This window comes from Pedobacter quisquiliarum (assembly GCF_014642175.1).
Taxonomy (GTDB): Bacteria; Bacteroidota; Bacteroidia; order Sphingobacteriales; family Sphingobacteriaceae; genus Pedobacter; species Pedobacter quisquiliarum.
Window position 1 is genome coordinate 139,682 of record NZ_BMIL01000011.1, and the last position, 22,266, is coordinate 161,947.

23 protein-coding genes are annotated in these 22,266 nt (G+C 46.4%); 13 read left to right on the forward strand and 10 right to left on the reverse strand.

Going from position 1 to position 22,266, the window contains the following annotated elements; all coding sequences use genetic code 11:
* Positions 1 to 8: 8 nt before the first annotated feature.
* Both groL and IEW69_RS15325 read left to right on the forward strand, forming a co-directional pair.
* Positions 9 to 1,649: a chaperonin GroEL gene (gene groL / locus IEW69_RS15320; RefSeq protein ID WP_188627752.1), complete on the forward strand. Its 1,641-nt coding sequence runs from the start codon at positions 9 to 11 to the stop codon at positions 1,647 to 1,649.
* A 92-nt stretch (positions 1,650 to 1,741) separates the two neighbouring features.
* Positions 1,742 to 3,172 (forward strand): L-serine ammonia-lyase, encoded by a 1,431-nt coding sequence (locus IEW69_RS15325; protein WP_188627753.1) that lies wholly within the window; start codon positions 1,742 to 1,744, stop codon positions 3,170 to 3,172.
* A gap of 51 nt (positions 3,173 to 3,223) precedes the next feature.
* Here the strand turns inward: IEW69_RS15325 and lipB are convergent, their stop codons facing one another.
* Together lipB and IEW69_RS15335 are read right to left on the reverse strand one after the other, a co-directional pair.
* On the reverse strand, positions 3,224 to 3,934 hold the full coding sequence (gene lipB, locus IEW69_RS15330; protein WP_188627754.1) for a lipoyl(octanoyl) transferase LipB: 711 nt from the start codon (positions 3,932 to 3,934) through the stop codon (positions 3,224 to 3,226).
* A gap of 31 nt (positions 3,935 to 3,965) precedes the next feature.
* Positions 3,966 to 4,613 carry a 4'-phosphopantetheinyl transferase family protein gene (locus tag IEW69_RS15335; RefSeq protein WP_188627755.1) on the reverse strand — a complete coding sequence of 216 codons (648 nt, stop codon included), beginning with the start codon at positions 4,611 to 4,613 and terminating at the stop codon, positions 3,966 to 3,968.
* A 65-nt stretch (positions 4,614 to 4,678) separates the two neighbouring features.
* Between IEW69_RS15335 and dcd the strand changes: the two genes are divergently transcribed.
* From dcd to IEW69_RS15350, 3 genes are all read left to right on the forward strand, one after another.
* Positions 4,679 to 5,215, forward strand: coding sequence for a dCTP deaminase (dcd, locus tag IEW69_RS15340; protein WP_188627756.1), 537 nt, complete (start codon positions 4,679 to 4,681; stop codon positions 5,213 to 5,215).
* Positions 5,216 to 5,363: 148 nt separating this feature from the next.
* The gene (locus IEW69_RS15345) at positions 5,364 to 6,125 is read left to right on the forward strand and encodes an enoyl-CoA hydratase/isomerase family protein (RefSeq protein WP_188627757.1); all 762 of its coding nucleotides are present in this window, start codon (positions 5,364 to 5,366) and stop codon (positions 6,123 to 6,125) included.
* Positions 6,126 to 6,128: 3 nt separating this feature from the next.
* On the forward strand, positions 6,129 to 7,004 hold the full coding sequence (locus tag IEW69_RS15350) for an SDR family oxidoreductase (protein ID WP_188627758.1): 876 nt from the start codon (positions 6,129 to 6,131) through the stop codon (positions 7,002 to 7,004).
* 12 nt (positions 7,005 to 7,016) lie between these two features.
* Here the strand turns inward: IEW69_RS15350 and IEW69_RS15355 are convergent, their stop codons facing one another.
* Positions 7,017 to 8,063 carry a 3-oxoacyl-ACP synthase III family protein gene (locus IEW69_RS15355; protein ID WP_188627759.1) on the reverse strand — a complete coding sequence of 349 codons (1,047 nt, stop codon included), beginning with the start codon at positions 8,061 to 8,063 and terminating at the stop codon, positions 7,017 to 7,019.
* Positions 8,064 to 8,142: 79 nt separating this feature from the next.
* On the opposite strand from IEW69_RS15355, the gene IEW69_RS15360 reads away from it, so the two are divergent.
* The gene (locus tag IEW69_RS15360; RefSeq protein ID WP_188627760.1) at positions 8,143 to 8,424 is read left to right on the forward strand and encodes an ATP-dependent Clp protease adaptor ClpS; all 282 of its coding nucleotides are present in this window, start codon (positions 8,143 to 8,145) and stop codon (positions 8,422 to 8,424) included.
* A 135-nt stretch (positions 8,425 to 8,559) separates the two neighbouring features.
* Positions 8,560 to 11,049 (forward strand): TonB-dependent receptor, encoded by a 2,490-nt coding sequence (locus IEW69_RS15365; protein ID WP_188627761.1) that lies wholly within the window; start codon positions 8,560 to 8,562, stop codon positions 11,047 to 11,049.
* 122 nt (positions 11,050 to 11,171) lie between these two features.
* Here the strand turns inward: IEW69_RS15365 and IEW69_RS15370 are convergent, their stop codons facing one another.
* The 5 genes from IEW69_RS15370 to IEW69_RS15390 all read right to left on the reverse strand — a co-directional run bounded on the left by IEW69_RS15370 (position 11,172) and on the right by IEW69_RS15390 (position 15,145).
* The gene (locus tag IEW69_RS15370) at positions 11,172 to 12,524 is read right to left on the reverse strand and encodes a rhodanese-like domain-containing protein (protein ID WP_188627762.1); all 1,353 of its coding nucleotides are present in this window, start codon (positions 12,522 to 12,524) and stop codon (positions 11,172 to 11,174) included.
* 38 nt (positions 12,525 to 12,562) lie between these two features.
* Positions 12,563 to 12,976: a DUF6691 family protein gene (locus IEW69_RS15375; protein ID WP_188627763.1), complete on the reverse strand. Its 414-nt coding sequence runs from the start codon at positions 12,974 to 12,976 to the stop codon at positions 12,563 to 12,565.
* 15 nt (positions 12,977 to 12,991) lie between these two features.
* Positions 12,992 to 13,549 carry a YeeE/YedE family protein gene (locus IEW69_RS15380; protein ID WP_188627764.1) on the reverse strand — a complete coding sequence of 186 codons (558 nt, stop codon included), beginning with the start codon at positions 13,547 to 13,549 and terminating at the stop codon, positions 12,992 to 12,994.
* A gap of 94 nt (positions 13,550 to 13,643) precedes the next feature.
* Entirely contained in the window at positions 13,644 to 14,435 is a 792-nt protein-coding gene (locus IEW69_RS15385; RefSeq protein ID WP_188627765.1) for a sulfite exporter TauE/SafE family protein, read from the reverse strand.
* Positions 14,436 to 14,503: 68 nt separating this feature from the next.
* Positions 14,504 to 15,145, reverse strand: a complete 642-nt coding sequence (locus IEW69_RS15390) for a Crp/Fnr family transcriptional regulator (RefSeq protein WP_188627766.1) — start codon at positions 15,143 to 15,145, stop codon at positions 14,504 to 14,506.
* Positions 15,146 to 15,272: 127 nt separating this feature from the next.
* Between IEW69_RS15390 and IEW69_RS15395 the strand changes: the two genes are divergently transcribed.
* Both IEW69_RS15395 and IEW69_RS15400 read left to right on the forward strand, forming a co-directional pair.
* On the forward strand, positions 15,273 to 15,827 hold the full coding sequence (locus tag IEW69_RS15395; RefSeq protein WP_188627767.1) for an NUDIX domain-containing protein: 555 nt from the start codon (positions 15,273 to 15,275) through the stop codon (positions 15,825 to 15,827).
* Between the two features lie 16 nt (positions 15,828 to 15,843).
* Positions 15,844 to 16,590 carry a lysophospholipid acyltransferase family protein gene (locus tag IEW69_RS15400; RefSeq protein WP_188627768.1) on the forward strand — a complete coding sequence of 249 codons (747 nt, stop codon included), beginning with the start codon at positions 15,844 to 15,846 and terminating at the stop codon, positions 16,588 to 16,590.
* On the opposite strand, the gene IEW69_RS15405 is transcribed toward IEW69_RS15400, so the two are convergent.
* On the reverse strand, positions 16,587 to 17,336 hold the full coding sequence (locus IEW69_RS15405; RefSeq protein WP_188627769.1) for a LytR/AlgR family response regulator transcription factor: 750 nt from the start codon (positions 17,334 to 17,336) through the stop codon (positions 16,587 to 16,589). The two genes, IEW69_RS15400 and IEW69_RS15405, sit on opposite strands and share 4 nt — an antisense overlap.
* Positions 17,333 to 18,367, reverse strand: a complete 1,035-nt coding sequence (locus IEW69_RS15410; protein WP_188627770.1) for a sensor histidine kinase — start codon at positions 18,365 to 18,367, stop codon at positions 17,333 to 17,335. The genes IEW69_RS15405 and IEW69_RS15410 overlap by 4 nt, the downstream gene beginning before the upstream one ends.
* A 222-nt stretch (positions 18,368 to 18,589) precedes the next feature.
* On the opposite strand from IEW69_RS15410, the gene IEW69_RS15415 reads away from it, so the two are divergent.
* The 4 genes from IEW69_RS15415 (at position 18,590) to IEW69_RS15430 (ending at position 22,148) form a co-directional block, all read left to right on the forward strand.
* Complete coding sequence (locus IEW69_RS15415; protein ID WP_188627771.1) at positions 18,590 to 18,760, forward strand: hypothetical protein; 171 nt, start codon at positions 18,590 to 18,592, stop codon at positions 18,758 to 18,760.
* Between the two features lies 1 nt (position 18,761).
* Positions 18,762 to 19,667, forward strand: coding sequence for an ABC transporter ATP-binding protein (locus tag IEW69_RS15420; RefSeq protein ID WP_188627772.1), 906 nt, complete (start codon positions 18,762 to 18,764; stop codon positions 19,665 to 19,667).
* A gap of 1 nt (position 19,668) precedes the next feature.
* The gene (locus tag IEW69_RS15425; protein WP_188627773.1) at positions 19,669 to 20,448 is read left to right on the forward strand and encodes an ABC transporter permease; all 780 of its coding nucleotides are present in this window, start codon (positions 19,669 to 19,671) and stop codon (positions 20,446 to 20,448) included.
* A gap of 131 nt (positions 20,449 to 20,579) precedes the next feature.
* On the forward strand, positions 20,580 to 22,148 hold the full coding sequence (locus IEW69_RS15430) for a M28 family metallopeptidase (protein WP_188627774.1): 1,569 nt from the start codon (positions 20,580 to 20,582) through the stop codon (positions 22,146 to 22,148).
* Positions 22,149 to 22,266: the final 118 nt, after the last annotated feature.

The following is a 22,266-nucleotide window of genomic DNA, read 5'->3' on the forward strand; positions in this document are numbered from 1 at the left end:
ATACAAAGATGTCAAAACAAGTAAAATATAACGTTGAAGCCCGTGACGCCCTGAAAAGAGGTGTTGATATTCTAGCGAATGCTGTAAAAGTAACTTTAGGACCAAAAGGTCGTAACGTAATTATCGACAAGAAATTTGGTTCACCAGCGATCACTAAAGATGGTGTTACCGTTGCAAAAGAAATCGAATTAAAAGATCCAATCGAGAACATGGGTGCTCAGATGGTGAAAGAAGTTGCTTCTAAAACTGCTGATATTGCAGGTGACGGAACAACTACTGCTACCGTTTTAGCGCAAGCGATCGTTACTGCTGGTATCAAAAACGTTGCTGCTGGTGCAAATCCAATGGACTTAAAACGTGGTATTGATAAAGCAGTTACTGCGATCGTTGAAAACCTTAAACAACAATCTCAAACTGTTGGTGAAGACAACAACAAAATCAAACAAGTTGCTTCTATCTCAGCTAACAACGACGAAGTTATCGGGGCGTTAATCGCTGAAGCTATGGGCAAAGTTGGTAAAGACGGTGTTATCACTGTTGAAGAGGCAAAAGGTACTGAAACTGAAGTTAAAACAGTTGAAGGTATGCAGTTTGACCGTGGATACTTATCTCCATACTTCGTTACCAACGCTGATAAAATGGAAGCGGAATTAGAAAACCCTTACATTTTAATTTACGACAAGAAAATCAGCAACATGAAAGAATTGTTGCCGGTACTAGAAAAACAAGTTCAAACTGGTAAACCACTTGTAATTATTGCTGAAGACCTTGATGGTGAAGCACTAGCAACTTTGGTTGTAAACAAGATTCGTGGTTCTCTGAAAGTTGCTGCTGTTAAAGCACCAGGTTTCGGTGATCGCAGAAAAGCGATGTTAGAAGATATCGCAATCTTAACTGGTGGTACCGTGATCTCTGAAGAAAGAGGTTATAAATTAGAAAACGCTGACCTATCTTACTTAGGTACTGCTGAGAAAGTAGTGATTGACAAAGACAATACAACCATCATCAACGGTGCTGGTTCTACTGACGATATCAAATCACGCGTTTCTCAAATCAAAGCGCAAATCGAGACTACAACCTCTGATTACGATAAAGAAAAACTACAAGAGCGTTTGGCTAAATTAGCTGGCGGTGTTGCAGTACTTTACGTAGGTGCAGCTTCTGAAGTTGAAATGAAAGAGAAAAAAGACCGTGTTGATGATGCTTTACATGCAACCCGTGCGGCTGTTGAAGAAGGTATCGTTGCTGGTGGTGGTGTTGCTTTCATCCGCGCTATCGAAGCTTTAGAAGGTATGAAAGGCATCAATGATGACGAAACTACTGGTATTGCTATCGTTAAACGTGCAGTTGAAGAGCCACTTCGTCAAATTTGCCAGAATGCTGGTATCGAAGGTTCAATCGTTGTACAAAAAGTTAAAGAAGGTACTGCTGACTTCGGTTACAATGCCCGTACTGATGTATACGAGAACTTAATTGCAGCTGGTGTTATTGACCCAACTAAAGTAGGTCGTGTAGCATTAGAAAATGCAGCTTCAATCGCAGCGATGTTATTAACTACTGAATGTGTATTGGCTGATGATCCTGAAGACAACGCCGGTGGCGCTGCAATGCCTCCAATGGGCGGCGGCGGTATGGGTGGTATGATGTAATCATCTTTCAAAAAAACCATATCGAAAAGCCCCGCACCTTGCGGGGCTTTTTTTTGCGTTATTATTGTATAAACTATTTAGCTTTATAGCTTATGCTACGAGAAGAAATCTCTGTTTTTGATATATTTAAGATTGGTGTAGGTCCGTCGAGTTCCCATACCCTTGGCCCTTGGCGCGCAGCGCAACAATTTACCCTTGCACTGGAAAATCAGGACTACCTCACCCAGGTGGTACAGATCAAGATTCTGCTTTACGGCTCCCTTGCGAAGACTGGTAAAGGCCACGGCACGGACGTCGCCATCCTACTCGGCTTAACCGGCGCAGATCCCGTAACCTTCGACGTAAACGCCATCGACAGCACCATTGCCAATATCAAAGAACAACAGATCTTAAACCTCGCAGGCATTAAGCATCTTGGCTTCGACTATAATGAAGACCTGATTTTCTTATATAACGAGAGTCTACCCTACCATCCGAACGCCGTAACCTTCCAGGCATTCCTGGAAAATGGAAAGGCTTTCTCCGAGACCTACTACTCCATTGGAGGCGGTTTCGTGGTTAAAGAAGGCGAAGCCGGAAGGGAGAAAACACTCGTAGAACTTCCTTTCCCGGTAGAGAAAGCCGCTGACCTGCTGCACTGGTGTTTAACCACCGGGTTAAAGGTTTCAGAGGTGGTTATGGAGAATGAACTCTCCTGGAGAACGGAAGAAGAAACCCGCAAAGGTATATTACAGCACTTTCATGTGATGAAAGACTGCACCTACCGCGGATGCCATACCGCAGGTGTCCTTCCTGGGGGATTGAATGTTGGCCGCAGGGCCGCAGCGCTGAACAAGCGACTCATCAACGGGCAGCCGTATGATGATTATGCAAGCTGGCTGGAAGCCATCCGCAAGGGCGGCAACGGCTTCAACTACATCCTGGACTGGGTAAGCTGCTTCGCACTTGCTGTAAACGAGGAGAACGCATCTTTTGGACGCGTGGTTACCGCACCAACAAATGGCGCCGCAGGGGTCATACCGGCCGTACTGCAGTACTACATGGCTTTCTGTGATGGGTATACTGAAGAGAAGATCGTTCAGTTTATCGCTTGTGCTTCAGAGATCGGTAGCATCTTTAAGAAAGGCGCAACCATATCCGCAGCAATGGGCGGCTGTCAGGCGGAAATTGGAGTATCATCTGCGATGGCTGCAGCAGCACTTACGGAAGTTATGGGCGGCTCACAGCGTCAGGTACTCATGGCGGCTGAAATCGCTATGGAGCACCATCTGGGCATGACCTGCGATCCCATAGGGGGGCTTGTTCAAATCCCTTGCATCGAGCGAAATACAATGGGTGCCATAAAAGCCATCACCGCAAGTCAGCTGGCATTACAAAGCAATCCCGATAAAGCGAAAGTAAGTCTGGATGCCGTGGTGAGCACTATGTGGGAGACTGCACAGGATATGAACTCCAAGTACAAGGAAACTTCTGATGGTGGCTTAGCAACCAAGAATATTCCGATCAGCTTGCCAGAGTGCTAACGCCGCGGTAATCCTAAAATAGCAAGCCGATGAGTACCACCGGCAGGAAGTTTAGCCCTGTGCTTTCGTGTACAGTTCCATTTTGAACAATGCCGCGATGTGCATTTTTAGCTGCTCCTTTACCACATCAAGATTTAAAGGCTGACCAAGTTCGCGCTCCATAGAAGTTACATCCTTATCATCGATGCCGCAAGGCACGATGTTCCTGAAGTAATCCAGGTTGGCATTTACGTTAAATGCGAAGCCATGCATGGTTACCCAGCGGCTGCAACGCACGCCCAGCGCGCAAATCTTGCGTGCTTTCTCATTATCCGCGTCCAGCCACACACCCGTGTAGCCCGGATAGCGGCCTGCAATAATTCCGTAGTCTTTAAGTGTTAAAATCACTGCCTCTTCCAACGTGCGGAGGTAAAGGTGTATGTCCGTGAAAAAGTTATCCAGATCTAAGATCGGGTAACCAACGATCTGTCCAGGGCCGTGATAAGTAATATCTCCGCCGCGATTGATCTTGTAATAAGTAGCTTCTTTTTCTTTTAGTCCTGCTTCATCAAGCAGCAGGTTTTCCTGATGACCGCTTTTACCAAGCGTATAAACATGTGGGTGCTCACAAAAAATCAGGTAGTTCGGTGTCTCCAGCGACGTGTTGTCCGTGCGGTTTTTCCCCTTCAGCGCCACAATGGAACTAAAAATCTCATCCTGTTTATCCCAGGCTTCCTGATAATCAATCAGGCCCCAGTCTATGTATTCTACTTTTTTGTTCATGTTGAAAAATCCAATGGCGTATGCCTAAATGCTATAACGCTGCAGCAACATACCCCAGCATATAATTTTCTTCCACTTTGAAATATGGCACTTCCAGTAGCACCTCCCCTTCGGGTAAAACCGCTCTGGCCTGCACAACACCTTCATCCTGCGGGGTAAATGGATAAATGTCTATATGCTTCTTAAACTCCAGGCCTTTCTTGCCATACCACTTGTAAATCGCCTCTTTGGCGCACCAGCAGATGTACAAAGCAAGCGTATTATTCTTATCCGCAAGCCCGGCAAGCTCAGCAGGTTTCAAAAACTTGTGCTTAATCTTCTGGATCTTGTCTTTGATGAGCTCGATATCAACGCCCACCTGCTTGTTTTTGCTGATCATCACAGAAGCATAATCAAAGGAATGGCTGAAAGAGATCTGATAGTCGCCATTCACCAGGTAAGGTTTCCCCTGGTCATCCATACGGCTGTCGATGTAATCGTTTGTTTGCAGCATCCTGCGTAAAAGCAGGCGCGTACTCAGCCAGTGCAGCAGCCTTTTCCCGTTGTTCAGGGAAGCAATAAAATCAAGTTCATGTGTTTTTAACTGCAGACCGCCGAAGAGTTCTTCTTCCGTTTCTTCAATTTTCCAAACCGCAAGTCTGGTATGTTCGTCAATGATCTTGTTTAGAATTACAGGCATCTCTATTTTAGAAAATCAATGTAAAAGTATCTAAATTAACCATAATTTAGCGCAAATCTTAATAAATGATACTATCAGACAAGCGCATACTGGAAGAAATTGAGAAGGGTACAATCATCATTGAACCGTTCCAGCCGGAGTGTTTAGGCACCAATTCCTACGACGTGCATTTAGGCAAATACCTGGCGACTTACAAAGACCGGGTGCTTGATGCCAAGGCGCATAATACGGTGGTTCATTTTGAAATTCCGAAGGGTGGTTTTGTACTGCAACCCGGCACGCTGTATCTCGGCGTGACGGTAGAGTACACCGAAACCCATGCCCATGTGCCTTTTCTGGAGGGCAAATCCAGTACGGGCCGCCTGGGTATCGATATTCATGCAACAGCCGGAAAAGGCGATGTAGGCTTCTGCAACACCTGGACGCTTGAAATCTCCTGTGCACAACCCGTACGCATCTATGCGGGCATGCCCATCGGCCAGCTCATCTATTTTGCCGTAGAGGGCGATATCGAAACCATGTACAACAGCAAAGAAAACCCTAAATACGCCAACAAGACAACGAAACCTGTCGAGAGCATGATGTTCAAGAACACGTTCTAAAAGCATCAAGCTACAAGCATCTAACACTCGCATCACGGGATTATTAACAGGCACACTCGGTAGTCAAAGCGAAAACCTAAATATTTTCTTATATAAGCTAAAGCCTCAATAATTGTATATTGAGGCTTTCTTATTTAAGCCAAATATCATGAACACCATAAAAGTAACGGTAAAGGACCGCCTGGCCATCATCACCCTGAACCGCGGCAAGTCGAACGCCCTCAACCGGGAGATGATTACCGAGCTCAACGACATGATCCTGAACATCGACGCAGACGCCAGCATTGGCGGCGCCATGATCACCGGAACGGGCCACTTCTTTTCTGCAGGCCTCGACCTCATCGAGCTGTACAACTACGACGAAGCTGAAACGCGCTCCTTCTGGACGCTCTTCTTCCAGTTTACCGCAAACCTATGCAAATTCAAAAAGCCACTTGTGGCAGCCATAAACGGCCATAGCCCTGCGGGCGGATGTGTTATCGGTATCGCCTGCGATGCCCGCATCATGGCGGAAGGCAAGTACATCATTGGCTTAAATGAAGTGCCTGTCGGCATCATTGTGCCCCACAGCATCTTCAAACTATACGCATTTTGGCTCGGCGAAGCCGATGCTTCCAGAAGCCTACTCGAAGGCAAGCTATTCAACCCGGAAGAAGCATTGAAAATCGGGCTGGTAGATGAAGTCGTAAACCACGACAGCATCCTGACCGCTGCCGAACGACGCGTCCGCAAATACATGGCCTTTGAGGCCAATACCTGGCAGCAAAGCAAGCTGAACATCCGGCAAGAACTCATAAATACCATTTCTGCAGATCAAACCGATACGCTGAACAATATGCTCGCGCAGTGGTGGTCGCCCGCAACCAGAAGCATCCTAAAGACAATCATTGATAACCTTCAAAAGAAATAACGCATGTACAACCAACCAATGCTTAGGGATGATGCCTTAAAAGGGAAAACAATTGTAATCACGGGCGGTGGCACCGGTCTCGGCAAAGCCATGGGCACCTACTTCCTGCAACTCGGCGCCAACCTGGTGATCACGAGCCGAAAGGACGATGTAATCCAGAACACCGCAAGGGAAATGGAGCAGTCCACCGGCGGCAAAGTGCTGGCCGTTGCCTGCGATGTCCGCGAATACAGTCAGGTGGAAAATGTACTTGCAGAAGCCATTAAGACCTTCGGACAGGTGGATAGCCTGATCAACAATGCAGCCGGGAACTTCATCTCCCCAACAGAAAGATTATCGGCAAATGCCTTCTCTTCCATCATAGACATCGTGCTCAAAGGTTCCGTGAACTGCACGCTGGCCTTCGGAAAACATTGGATCAAGGAAAAACAAACCGCCAGCGTACTCAATATCGTCACCACCTACGCCTTCACAGGTTCCGCTTACGTGGTACCATCGGCCTGTGCAAAGGGCGGTGTACTGGCCATGACCAGATCCCTCGCTGCAGAATGGGGCAAGTACGGCATTCGTACCAACGCCATTGCGCCGGGACCCTTCCCGACCAAAGGTGCATGGGAAAGACTGCTCCCTGGCGATCTTGCAGAGAAGTTCGACTTCAAAAATCGTGTGCCCTTAAAACGCGTGGGTGATCATCAGGAGCTGGCAAATCTTGCCGCATTCCTGGTCAGCGACTTCTCCGCCTACATCAATGGCGAAGTCATCACGATAGACGGTGGCGAATGGCTGCAGGGTGCAGGTCAGTTTAACGGACTGGAAGCCATACCAAACGACATGTGGGACATGCTGGAGCAAATGACCAGAGCGACAAAAGGAAGTTAATACTTCCTTTTGTTACCACCTGATCAATGCACTCGCCCAGGTAAATCCGGAGCCAAATGCCGCCAGGCATACCAAATCCCCTTCTTTAACCTTGCCCGCTTCCCACGCCTCGCATAGCGCGATCGGAACGGAAGCGGCCGTGGTATTCCCGTATTTCTGAATGTTATTGAAAACCTTATCATCCGGCAGGCCAAGCAACTGCTGCACATACTGACTGATCCTTAAATTGGCTTGATGTGGCACCAGCAGGTCGATATCCCCAGCCTTAAGGCCATTCACGGCAAGTGCTTCATTGATCACCTCCGGGAACTTGGCCACCGCTTTCTTAAACACGGCCGGGCCGTCCATAAAAGGCAATGCCGCACCGCTCTCCAGCTGCTCACAAGTCATAAATAAACCACCAAGCTCCTGCTCCGGATAACCCGGCTGCTCCGGCATCCACTTGTTCGCATGCGAGCCGGGGTAGTACATCGCCAGCAGCTCCGCATCGGCACCATCGCTATGCAGGTGCGTGCTCAGAATACCCTGCCCTGCTTTGGCAGCCGGCTGCAACACCACCGCACCGGCACCGTCGCCAAAAATCACCGACACATTGCGGCTCCGGGTTTCAAAATCCATCGCAAAAGAATGCTTCTCACTACCCACCACCAGGATGTTCTTATACATACCGGTTTTGATGTACTGATCGGCCACAGAAAGCGCATACAGAAATCCTGAACACTGATTCCGAACATCCAGCGCACCAACTTCCTTCATCTTCATCTCCCGCTGCAGCAACACCCCACAACCCGGGAAATAATAATCCGGCGATAGCGTTGCAAAAACGATAAAATCGATGTCCTGTGCCGTTATACCTGCACGTTCAATGGCAATCTTCGCCGCTTCCACGCCCATCGTGGTCGTCGTTTCAGCATAACGGTCAGCAAAACGGCGTTCCTGGATCCCGGTTCTTTCCCGGATCCACTGGTCGCTGGTTTCCATAAACCTAGACAGATCATCATTTGTATAGACGTTTTTAGGCACGTAGTACCCGATTCCGGCGATTTTGGAGCTTTGCATTCTAGCTTATTTATGTTGATTTTAATGTTAAAAATACATTAACTACCACATTAATTCGAATTAACCTTATTTTTGTTTTATGGCTACAGAAACAAAAGAAGAAACATTTACCTTAGAAGAGATCCTGAGCTCGATTAAAACGACCAACCGTTTAATTTTATGGAACGATGATGTAAATACTTTTGATCATGTGATCTACTGCATGATGAAATATCTGGACTATACCGAGAGTCAGGCCGAGAAAATCGCATGGGAAGTGCACAACAAAGGCAAGTGCTCCGTACTTGAAGGTTCCTATACCGAAATGGAAATTTACCGCAAGATTCTGCAGCAGGAAGGCCTCACCGTTACAGTAGATTAGGTTTTCTTTTCACTAACAAGAATATTACCTGAATAAGGGCCATTATAGCTGTAATAAAATAGTTACCCGTCTGTTATTAAACTTAACCACCGTTACTTTGTCAACCTTTAAAAGACACGATAAAGTTCCGATTAGATGAAGAAGTTCTTATACCAATTTTTATTACTAACCATTACCCTTTCCGCAGTTACGCTGGAATCTCTCGCCCAAAATACCGGCACTGCACAGATTAACGCTAAACTCGTTGACGCAAGTAACAACCAAGCCGTTCCATTTGCTACTGCTGTTGTTTTAAGCAGCCAGACAAAAGCCACTGTACGTGCGGCACAAACAGACATGGAAGGTAATCTATCCATGAAAAACCTCCCTGCAGGCACCTATACTTTCAAAATCAGCTATGTGGGTTTTCAAACCATGGTGCGCGATGGCATTACGCTGTTGAACAATCAGGTGGTTAACCTGGGCACCATTAAAATGTCGGCTTCCAAAGGTACCGAACTTAATGAGGTGGTGATTCAGGGCGAGAAAGCGGCCATGCAGTTGGGCATCGATAAGAAGGTTTTTTCTGTAGATAAAAGTCTGGTAAGTGAAGGTGGTACGGCTACAGATTTACTTGCAAACGTACCTTCGGTGCAAACCGATATGGACGGCAACGTGAGCCTTAGAGGATCCTCTGGCGTACGTGTGCTTATCGACGGTAAACCATCCCTTATTGGCGGTGGCGATGTATCCGTAATCCTGCAATCCATCCCGGCAAGCTCCATTGAAAGCGTAGAAGTGATCACCAACCCAAGCTCAAAATATGATGCGGAAGGTCAGTCGGGTATCATCAACATCGTGCTAAAGAAAAACACCAAATTAGGTTTAAACGGTAACGTGGCTTTAAGTGCCGGTAACCGCGACAACTATAATGCAAACACCAGCTTAAGCTTTCAGAACAATAAGGTAAACCTTTTCGGAAACTATAGCTTCCGCTCTGGAAACCGTTTAGGTGGTGGTTTCAACAACATTCAATACCTGAACACTGTAGCAGGCGGTACCGCCTTCGCAGACCAGAACACCGATTCACGTTCGCATGATCAAGGTCACAACGTTAAAGCAGGATTGGATTATACCATTGCACCGAAGAGCGTTGTGAGCTTTTCTGCCGGATTAAACGTTAGAGATAACGACCGTAATGAGATGTTGTACATCAACCAGTTCAACGCTGCAAACCTGCCCGTTAAACTGAGCAACAGAAGCAACGACAATGAAGGTAAGGGTAACAGCTTCGATTTAAACCTCGACTTTGTACAGAAATTTAAAAAACCTAAAGAGGAGCTAACGTTCAACCTGAACTACTCCGAAGGTAACAACGATAACTTCCAGTTTTACGACACCGACATTTACAACCTTGGTGGACAGCTGGCGAATGATGTACTCCTGGAACGCAACTTGAGAGACGGCTGGAACCGCAACTACAACGTACAAGCAGATTATGTACGTCCACTTGGCGAAACAGGTCGCATTGAAGCGGGATACCGTTCACAGTTCAGAGACTCGAAAAGTGCAACAGACGCAAGTACGTTCAGTGATTCTACTGGCACTTACCTGCCAAACTACCGCGTTTCCAACGAATTCGAAAGCGGCGAGCAGATCCATGCCATCTACCTGAACTACCAGAACCAGATCGGCAACTTCGGTTACCAGTTGGGCCTTCGTGGTGAAGATGCAGAGCTGAACACCACCTCTGGCAGGTTCCAGAATGCTGGTGGTACCATTTATACGCCGGGTAAAATTGCATACACCAGGTTATATCCAAGTGTATTCGTAAGTCAGAAGCTGAAAAACGAACAACAGGTACAGTTAAGCTATACCCGCCGTGTAAACCGTCCGAGGGGTTGGGACACCAACCCATTCCTGGATGTATCTGATCCACTAATGTGGAACCAGGGTAATCCAAACCTGAAACCAGAAGATGTTCATGCCTTTGACTTTGGCTACAGCAAGTACTTCAAAAAGGTATCCATCATCAGTTCATTATACTACCGTCAGACCAACGACCTGATTCAGCGTGTACGTTCAGAGCCGAACAGTGAAGGCGTAACGATCTCTACACCGCAGAACTTAACGCGCAACCTGGCCACAGGATTGGAGTTGATTAGCCGTGTGGATGTGGCCAAACTGTGGAACTTTACAGCCAACGTGAATTTGTTCCAGAGCAAAATCAATGGCGCACCGGAATATGGTATCATTGAGCGTTCAGGCTTTACCTGGAATGCAAACTTAACCAACAACTTCAACCTGCCATACAACATCACGATGCAGTTGAGAGCAGATTACCGCGCGCCGGAAGTTATGGCTCAAGGTAAACGTAACGCCATGTATGGCGTAGATGCTGGCGCGAAGTACGACTTCCCAGATAAGAAATCATCACTGAGCTTAAACGTGAGAGACGTGTTCGCAACCAGAAGATGGAGCATGACAACAGAGGCAAACAACTCGATTGTTGACTTTGAAAGATATATGCAAGGCACCATGGCCAACCTAACTTACTCCTACCGCTTTGGTAAAACCACTTTTACGGCTAAAAAGCCGAAGAGAGATCAAGAGCAGCGTGGTGGCGATGATGAGCAGCAGTTCTAGAAAATAATGTATTTCGCCTAGCGGAAATAAGAAAACGCCTGCATCAGAAATGCAGGCGTTTTTTTATGCGCTAATTTCTACCTAAGCAAACCCTTATCAACACCATGGCAACCATGCTGCAGCTATTTAACAAATGCTTTGATGTGGTCACTTAAATCGTACACCGTTGCGTTCAGGTTATTTTCCAAAATGCTACTTCCTGCTGCGCTCCGGTACCCACCAGCGCAATGCACCACAATTGGCTTGTCTGTCGGGATCTCATCTATCCGCTTCGATAGTTCCGGTAAAGGAATGTTGAGGGCGCCGTCAAATACAGGCTGACTTTCCGCTTCGGGCTTATTACGGATATCTACAATGGTGTATGCGGATGGATGCGCTTTGAACTGCTCAACATCAAGGTCTGCAGATGTCTCCGCGCCAAAGTCCAGTACAAAGGCGGCTTTAATGAAAGGTTCATACCCAATCTTGGTCGTTCTTTCCACCAGGATCGCTAAAGCATCATCATTTTCAGCGGCTAAATAGAATGGATCACCGGGAGCGACCAGTGCACCTAACCAGGTTTCAAACTTCTCGCCATCCATAATGTTGATGGAATTTTTCAGGTGCTTCTTCTTGTAGGCGACCGCATTCCTGCTGTCGACAATGATAATTTGATCCTCCAGTGCCCCTGCCTTGTCAAAAGCATCAACTTTCTGCGCCTGTACAACTTTTTCCAGGCTTTCCTGAAATCCAGGGGCACCCTTTTTATTCAGATCTACATCATAAGGGAAGTACTTGGGGATAAAGGGCTGGTCGGCGGTTAAAGCCGACACGAATTCAGCCTCAGACATAGCCTGCAATGACCAGTTACTGGCTTTTTCGGCACCAATGGTGCTGCTGTTTGCTTTGCTTAAGGCCTTCCCGCATAGGGTGCCGGCACCATGTGCAGGGTAAACCACCACATCGTCGTTAAGCAACATCAGTTTATCTCTTAAGGAGCTGTACATCTTTCTGGCAAGCTCCTCCCTTTTCAAGTCCAGGTTTTCCCCCTGTTCTCTGAGGTCCGGTCTTCCACAGTCGCCGATAAACAGCGTATCTCCGGTAAACACCGCCCGATCTTTGCCGTCGTGTTCCAACACAACAGATATGCTGTCTGGCGAGTGGCCTGGCGTGTTCATTGACTTCAGCTTTACAGTTCCCATCTCCAGCATTGCGCCTTCATCAAAGCCAATAAAAGGATATTCAGGGTTCATCAGCTTGCTGGCGAAAATCCTGGCGCTTTTTTCTTTATAGATCTGCAGGTGACTGCTCACAAAATCTGCATGTGGGTGTGTTTCAATGACGCCTATAATTTGCGCGTTATGCTCCTGCGCGAAGTCATAGTAAGGCTTCGGGTTCCTTGCAGGATCGATCAATATCATTTCAGCATTGGTGTCACACAAGACCGCGTAGCTGTAATGTGCAAGATGCTTATCCTCGAATTGTTTAATTTTCATGTCGCAATGATTTAGTTATCTATTCAGGAGGGCGATAATTAGTGTGGGAGTTTATTTTTGAATACACCGTACAGGAATGTGCCAATTAGTGCGCCAAAGATGACGACCAACATGCCGAAATAGCCATGGCCAATGTTCACAAACATCGGACCCGGGCAGGCGCCGGTTAAAGCCCATCCAAGACCAAAGATGGTGCCGCCGAGCATGTATCTGGCAAAACCCTTGTCCTTGTCCTGAATTACAATCGGACTTCCAGTGTAGTCGTTAACGTAGAATTTCTTGATCAGGAATACCGCAATGGATCCTAATACAACGGCAGTACCCATCAATCCGTACATGTGAAAGGACTGGAAGCGGAACATTTCCTGCATACGGTACCAGGAGATGGCTTCAGATTTACTCATGATGATCCCGAAGAGGATGCCGGCGAGTATAAATTTTAAAGATTTCATGTTGTCGCTTTTGGTTTAAAACAGGTGTGGCAAAATCAGGTAAGTTGTGGCAAGACCACCGATGAAAAAGCCGATTACGGCTATGAGGGAGGGCAGCTGCATGTTCGTTAAACCAGAGATGGCATGCCCCGAAGTACATCCACCAGCATAACGTGCACCGAACCCAACAAGCATACCGCCGAGTATAAGGATCAGAAAGCCTTTAAGGGAGAAGATCGCCGCTGTGCCATACAGTTGTCCGGGATTCAACTGCCCATCGAAGGCCAGGCCAATCGCCTTCAGATCTGCGATGGTCGCTTCAGCCAGCTGCAATGGTTGATCGTCCTTTAAAAGCGTGGAAGATATCAGCCCCCCTAACACGGCACCGAATATGAACAGTAGATTCCAACGCTGTGCCTTCCAGTCGAAATCAAAGAACTTGACGCGTTTACCCGCACCAGCGATGGTACAGATGGTGCGCAGATTGGATGAAACGCCAAAGGATTTTCCAAAGTAAAGCAGTAGCACCATAATGAAGGCTATTGCAGCACCGGCGGTCCACCATGGCCAAGGTTGTTTAAGTAGTTCAAGCATATATTTTAAGATTAGATTTTGTTAATGAACAGCAACAAATTTCAGCAAATTAAAAGCCGCTAACGGTGACTTCTGTCACGCACCGTTTTTTAGCTTAGCCTAAAAGTTCTTTAAGCAGAATATAGCTCCCCATCAGGAGCACAAACCAGCCAAACCCTTTCTTGAGTTTTGTGCCGTCGAGCTTTGCACTTAAGAAAGTGCCCAGAAACACCCCGGATATCGCAATTGCGGTTACGGTCAGGAGAAAGAACCAGTTGATGTTGAAATGGCCCAGGTCGCCAATGAAGCCAATTAGTGAATTCATTGCAATGATTGCTAAAGAAGTTCCAATGGCCACTTTCATGGGTAATTTCAGGCGCATCACCAGCGCGGGTATCAGCAGAAAGCCTCCCCCAGCACCCAGGAAGCCCGTAACTACGCCAATGCCTATGCCATAGATCAGCATTTTACCAGCAGAATTGGATGTCGTTTGCACCTCAGCAGCGAAGTTCTGTTTATCGCGGATCATGGAAAAAGAAGCTGCCACCATAAGCACTGCAAAGAGCAACATCGTCACCACATTTAACTGCACTTGCAGCCCTCCAATGGAAAACAGATTTGCAGGTAAAACCGGAACGAGAAACATCCGGATCAGAAATACGGTGGTGATTGACGACAAGCCGAACAACAAAGCCGTTTTTACATCAACGAGCCTGTGCCTGTAATTCTGAAAAGCACCAATCAGACTCGTGGTGCCCACAACAAACAGCGAATAAGAGGTAGCCAGTAGCGGGGTAACGCCAAACAGATATACGAGAACCGGAACGGTGAGCATGGACCCTCCCCCTCCAATCAGTCCGAGTGATATGCCAATTAATGCAGAAGCGAGATAAGCAAGGATTTCCATACGCTTTAGTTATGGTGCAAATATGGAGACCGACCTATTCGCAAACGGTGACCTGAGTTACACTTCGCTTATTTAAGGTATTCAATATAGCTACGGTGCAGGACCACCTTGTTTTGTTGCTCCATTTTTTTGAGCAGGCGCGAAATGACTTCTCTTGAAGAATTCAGATCCCTGGCAATTTCACCATGCGTGATCAGGAGATTTCTGGTATTCAGATCCCGGTGTTGCTTTTCCAGGTAGAACTCCAGCCTTTCGTCCATGGCCTTAAAAGAGACATGATCAATAACCACCAGCAGCTCTTCAAACCTTGCCCGGTAAGTTTCCAGTACAAAGTAATACCAGGACTTATAGGATTTCATTAATTCGTCCATCAAAGCCGTAGGTACTGCAAGGACGGTTGTTTTATCTACGGCTTTCGCCTTAATCTCACTCGTCTGCTGCCGGGTGGAACAAATCATGGACAGCGCACAGGCACCACCAGGCTGGATGTAGTACATGAAAAACTCAAGCCCATCCTCACCTTCCCGGTAGAGTTTTACCAGACCTTCCACTAAAAGCATGGTAAAGCGCATGTTCTGCCCGGTGTTCATCAATAGATCGCCGGCGCTAAAGGTTTTTAAGGCCGCATGTGCTGCAAGAACATCCACAAGTGCCGGTTCGAATTGGGGGAAAGCGGCAAGCAAGTGCTGCCTAATTAAATCCTGGCTCATAAAAGTGTTCGGTTAGTTTGAAACAACTTGAATAAGCGCTAACATACCGATAATGTTTCAAGCGCAGAACTGCACCACGGTTTAATCAGCAGATTGAATAGAATGTGGCGAATTTGTATCTTGCGGCATGGAAGAAACAAACCCATGGACAATAACCGATCAGCGGCAGGTGTATGACAACAACTGGATTGGCTTAACAGAATTTGATGTGATCAATGGCTCTGGTGGCAAGGGCATCTATGGGAAAGTGCATTTCAAGAATACCGCCATCGGCGTTGTTGCGCTGGATCAGGCCTACAACACCTGGTTGGTGGGGCAGTACCGCTTTCCGCTGGATGCGTACAGCTGGGAAATCCCTGAAGGTGGCGGTCCGTTGGGCGATGATCCTTTGGATGGTGCAAAACGAGAATTGCTTGAAGAAACGGGCATGACCGCAATGCACTGGACGGAGATACAGCGTATGCATTTGTCAAACTCCGTGAGTGATGAAGCCGCCATCATCTATGTGGCGAAGGGTTTAACGATGGGTGAAGCACAGCCCGAAGAAACCGAGCAACTTAAACTTCGCAAACTACCCTTTAGAGAAGCTTTCAACATGGTGATGAACGGTGAGATTACCGACAGCATGAGTGTTGCAGGCATTATGAAGACTTATATCCTGATTCAGGAAGGCAAAATTTAAATATTCAGGACACCGCATGAACAAAATACTGGGTTACCTACTCTCCCCAATCTTTTATCTTTTCTTTGGCTTAAGCCTGGTTATTTTCCACCCCATACAATGGATCTGCCATCGCTGGTTTGGCTATGAAGCGCACAAAAAATCTGTGGATTACCTGAACTTCTTTCTGCAGTACAGCCAGATCTTTTTGGGCTCCTCTTTGAGCTTTAAAAATGAGCAGGACCTCCCGGCGGGTGTTCCGAAGATCTTTATTGCCAACCATCAAAGCATGTATGATATCCCTGCCTTTTTCTGGCACCTGCGGAAACATCATGTGAAATTCATTTCCAAGATCGAATTAACGAAAGGCATACCCTCCATTTCTTTCAATCTGAAGTATGGTGGCGGCGCCAACATCGACCGTAAGGACACCAAACAGGCTGCAGTAGAGATCATCAAGCTGGGCAGGCGGTTGAAAGAACATAACTGGTCGGCCGTGATCTTTCCCGAAGGTACACGGGCAAAAGACGGCAAACTGAAGCCTTTTAAAGTAGGTGGTATTGCGACGTTGCTGAAAGCTGCGCCAGATGCCCTGGTAGTCCCGGTTGCCATTGAAAACTCCTGGAAGCTGGTGCAGTATGGTGCTTTTCCGCTGAGTGTTGGGGAAAAGCTACGCTGGACGGTTTTAAAGCCCATAGACACGAAGGGCAAAACGCCGGAGGAGATTACCCTTGAAGCAGAAGAAGCGATCCACAGCGTGCTTAAACAGCCGCTTGAAGCTTAGATATTGTTCCCCTCAATACGACGGAAGAACTCATCGCGGTAAGTATCGCCTACGGGAATCATTTTACCACAAATGGTGATCCTGCTGCGCTCTATACTTTCGATCTTGTCTAAGGAGATGATGTAAGATTTGTGGACGCGGATGAACTGTGATGATGGCAGCGTCTCTTCCATCTTTTTCATGTTCTGCAGCGTGATGATTCTTTCGTTTTTGGTAAATATGGAGATGTAATCTTTTAAACCTTCAATGTACAGGATGTCATCGAGTTCAATTTTTTGAATTTTGTGCTCCGTTTTTACGAAGATAAAATCCTGCACGGGTTGTACCGGCTGTGGCTTAGGCGTTTCTTTAATAACGGGCTGCACCGGGCGGGCAGAATCCTGAACCTTAATCAAGTTATGTACTTTTTCTACGGCTTTGTAGAAACGGTCGAATGCAATGGGCTTCAACAAGTAATCGGATACGTTCAGGTCGTAGCTTTCCAGGGCATACTGGGAGTATGCTGTGGTTAAAATGAAGCTAGCTTTTCCGCCTGCAATTTTCAGGAACTGAATACCGGTAAGTTCGGGCATCTGGATGTCCAGAAACACCAAATCAATATCTCCAGCCTGCACAAGCTGCAGCGCTTCAATCGCATTTTCTGTTCTTTTAACGAGCTCCAGGAAAGGCACTTTGGAAACATAATCTTCTATAATGTCCAGTGCCAGTGGCTCATCATCAACGGCAATACACTTCAGTTTTATCATATATCAAGCATTAATTCGCTGGTATAATGGCTAGTCGAATTTACAATATTTAATTTATATCTACCCGGGTAAAGGAGCTGCAAGCGCCTTTCAACGTTACTTAGCCCTACGCCGCCCATCTCATCTTTGTTGTGGTTGTGCTTTTTGTTTGTGATGCTGAAATGCAGGATCTTCTTGTTGGCAATGATGTTGATCTTTATTGGATCATTCGGGTCATTGGCCACACCATGTTTGAAGGCATTTTCAACGAAGGAGATCAGAATTAAAGGCACAATCATCTGTCCGTCTATTTCCCCGTTCAACGTAAAATCTACAGCCGCACCATCTTTAAATCGCAGTTTTTGCAGCTCTATATAACTCTGCAGGTACTCGATCTCTTTACTTAGGGATACCCAGCCGTCGTTACTTTCATAGATCATGTACCGCATGATCTCGGATAGCTTCAGTACAGCATCCGCAGTTTTATCTGATTTCTGGTAAGCCAGCGAATAGATGTTATTCAGGGAATTGAAAAGGAAATGCGGGTTAAGCTGCGATTTGAGGAACTGCAGTTCCATATCTTTTTTCTCCGTTTCCAGGTGGCGGTTTACGCGTTCATTCGCAAACCAATCTGCCGCGAACTTTAGCAGGCAACTGATGACCACGAAAAAGCCCGACATGAAGATGGCTCTGATGATATAGGTGGACACCTTTTCATAGACTTTCTTGGTGGTTGCGCCATCCGTATAGTTCAGTACGATCTCCGGGTTGAGGGTGCCGATGACGGTTTTTACGGCAGACATCAGCACAATCAGCGTTGTGATGGCCAGGATATACATCCAGTACTGCTTGCGCCTTTTGATGAGCTGCGGGATCAGTAGTGTATAGTTGATGTAGAAGATGGAAACGTTGATGATACCATAATAGCCGAAAAAGACAAGCATGTGGTAGCCAGTGAGTGGCGTTTTGGAATACAGCACCGGCAGGCTGCAGATGGAAGTGATGAACAACCAGAAAAGAACATTGACAATGAATGATCCCTTATTTTCCATTCAGTTTTTATTTATATAATCAGATCCAAAGTAAAAAAACTATAAGCTGAAGGAATTTTCATTCGACGAACAGACGTTTTTTTTCTACCAACGGGTAAAATCGGTTATTTTCTTCAAAACTATTCAATATTGCCATTGGTCGAGAATTAAATCGCCTTGGTCTAACAGTTTTTCACAGGCAACTTTTATTCTGTCTATTTGATTCAACAAAACGATACAGATATGAAAAGGTTATCCAACATCTCGCCATTTATACTTTTATTAGTTCCAGTTTTCTTCATGATGATTTTAGCTTTTGCTGCACCTGTAGCTTCAGAAAATCCAAACGATGAAATGGCTGTAAAAGCGAACAAGGTAAAAGTTGTTAACGTGTCAAACGTCTTAGCTAAATAGGATGTCTGAACTGGCCATTGAAACCAAAGGACTGAACTATCATTTTGGAAACCAGAAGGTAGTAGACGACCTGTCGTTGCAAGTGCAACGTGGCAGCATATATGGGTTTTTAGGACCAAATGGTGCGGGTAAAACCACCACCATTAAGATCCTGCTGAACCTGCTGAAGTCGCCCGCAGACACGGTATTCATATTCGGCCAGGAGTTAAACACCCACCGGATCGCTAGTTTAAAGCGCATGGGTGCCCTTGTGGAGCAACCGGCAATTTACGGCCACTTGTCTGGCAAGGAAAACCTGTACAACCGATGCATACTGCTCGGGGTAAAACGCAGCCGGGCATTGGACATGCTGAAACTTGTGGGTTTAAGCGATGCGGCCAACAAGAAGGCTTCCCAGTACTCGCTGGGTATGAAACAAAGGCTGGGCATCGCACTTGCACTGCTTGCCGACCCGGAATTGCTGCTGCTTGATGAACCGACCAACGGACTTGATCCAAACGGCATTATAGAAATACGAAACCTTATGGTGGAACTGACCACCAAACACGATAAAACCATCTTGGTGTCCAGTCACCTGTTGTCTGAAATTGAACGGACCGCCACGCACCTGGGCATCATCCATAAAGGCAAAATGCTATACCAGGGCCATATTGAAGGCCTGCAGGAGCTTAATAAACCAACATTACTGGTACAGGTGACGGCGCTTGAAGCTGCCGCCACATTCCTGAACAGCAAAGGCTATGAGACCAGCATTGCTGGAAATTGCCTGCAGCTACCTTATACCTCCGCTGCAGAAAGCGCGAAAGTTAATTCGATGCTGGTGTTGAACGGCTTTGAAGTGTCCGCACTGCAACTGCAGAAGAAAGATCTTGAACATTTGTTCCTTGATATAACCAACCCTAACTAACATGCAGGCGCTCCTGATTTCTCTACGATCTGAATTTTACAAATCCAGGAAGACCCTGGCATTCTGGGCAGCCATCCTGTTGCCATTGGTGATCTGTGGTTTAATTGCCTCGGGAACTTTCTTACAGGCGGAGAAAATCCTGCAACGCAATTATCCGCCGAACGTACTGTGGCTGAACTATGCCGGCGCAGCACTTGGCATTATGGGTAGCTTGATCCTGCCCTTTTACGTGATCTTCATGGCTTTTTCGGTGAACAACATCGAACATAAGAACGACACCTGGAAGACCCTGTTCGCACAGCCGCTGAACAAGTTCTCCATCTACGCAGCGAAGTACCTTTTTGCAGTGCTGCTGATTTTCATTTGTCTGTTTTTATTTCTGCCGCTGACCTATGGCTCGGGGTTGTTGTTACATGCACTGGAACCGCGATTGAAATTCGACGCTTACTCACCCTGGACGCTACTCTCCAGATTATATCTGAAGCTGTTTTTAGCTTCTTTAGGCATCCTTTCCCTGCAGTTCTTCATCAGTCTGGTTTGGGCCGATTTTCTGAAACCTATGGGTTTTGGATTTATCGGACTCATCAGCGGTCTGATCACGGCTTCCAAAGGCTGGGAATATGCTTATACCATCCCCTATGCACATCCGGTAATGGCACTTTCGCTCAAAAAACCTGGACCTGTGGAGATCTTTACGCAGGAAATTTACAGCAGCTTAACCTATGCGGTTGTATTTTTTGTAATCGGGTACTTTATTGTAGCTAAAAAGAGCATAAAATAAGGACTTAGTCCTTTTCAAAACATGTTTCTAGTGCTATTTGCTCAGTTTTGAATACCGATTAAGTAAAATTGTCGTGAGAGAATTATTATCATGGAGATTTAATCTATATTCAGATATTAATTTAAATGAAAATGATTAAAAGATTTACTACGACAATTTTTGCCATTGGTTTTTGCTTTACTGCCTTGGCGCAGGAAGCAGTTGATATGGCGGCGGTACAGAAAATCAGGAAAGAGGGATTGGAGAATTCAAAGGTTATGGACCTTGCTTTCCAGATGACTGATGTAGCTGGACCAAGACTTTCTAACTCTCCTGGGTTGAAGCGCGCTCAGGAATGGGCAATGAAGCAATTCAATGAGTGGGGATTGAAGAATGTGCAGCTTGAAGCCTGGGGAACCTTCGGTAAAGGTTGGCAGGTTGACAAGTATTATGCGGCAACCACGACGCCATACTACAGACCAATCATTGCTTCTCCAAAAGCATGGACGCCAGGCACCAACGGTGTAATTAAATCCGAAATCGTATTGATCAAAGCAGATTCATTGCCACAAATGGATCAGTATAAAGGTAAACTTGCGGGTAAAATCGTAATGTTCGATAACAGCAGCATCCGCATGCTGGAAAACTCTTACAAAGCAGATGTAAAGCGCTACACGGAAGAGGAGTTGGACAAAATGGCCAAAGCACAGGCGCCTACCCCGGGTGCGCAGGCACCAGCAAGAGCTGCAAACCCAGCGATGGCGGCCATGATGAAAATGCGTGCAGCAAGAATGGAAATGACCAAAAGAATTCAAGAGGAAAAGGCAGGCTTAATCCTGACTTACGCTCGTGGTAGCTATGGTACTTTCTTCACCAGCAATGGCGCTTCTTATGCATTGGATGCACCAGCCGTTTCTCCCGAGCTTGAAGTTTCTTCTGAAGATTTCTTACGTATCTTAAGATTATTGAGAGCCGGACAGAAAGTAGAGATGGAAGCGGAAATCAAAACTTCTTTCTATGATCAGGATCCTAAAGGATATAACGTGATTGCAGAAATCCCTGGTACAGATAAAAAACTTAAAGATGAAGTGGTGATGTTAGGTGGTCACTACGATTCATGGCATGCAGGTACCGGCGCAACAGATAACGCTGCTGGCTCGGCTGTAATGATGGAAGCGATGCGTATCCTTAAAACCATTGGTTTCAAACCGAAACGTACCATCCGCATTGCGCTTTGGAGCTCTGAAGAGCAAGGTTTACATGGTTCGAGAGGCTATGTTGCGAAGCATTTCGGCGATCCAAAGACCATGCAGTTAACTGCAGATCAGAAAAAAGTTACGGCTTATTATAACTTAGATAACGGTACTGGTGCAATCAGAGGTATTTACGCTCAAGGGAATGCTGGTGTAGCGCCAATTTTCCAGGAGTGGTTGAAGCCTTTTAACGACATCGAAGCGAAAACTGTTACCATTGGCAATACCGGCGGTACGGATCACCTTGCATTTCATGCAGTTGGTATTCCGGGCTTCCAGTTCATTCAGGATCCAATGGATTATGACACCAGAACACACCATAGCAACATGGATACATACGACCGTCTGGTTGCGCAGGATTTGCAAAGATCTGCGACAATCGTAGCGGCATTTGTTTACCATACTTCAGAGCGCGCAGCGCCAATGCCTCGTGTGGAGTTACCTAAACCAAATCCTGCAGGCAGGTAAGTTGATTTAGCGTTAAATAATTCAAGAGCCCTCAGGAAGATTTTCCTGGGGGCTTTTATTTTTACTGAGAATTTTAAAAAGGTCAATATATTGTTGTTATGCAAAATGTGTTGACTGT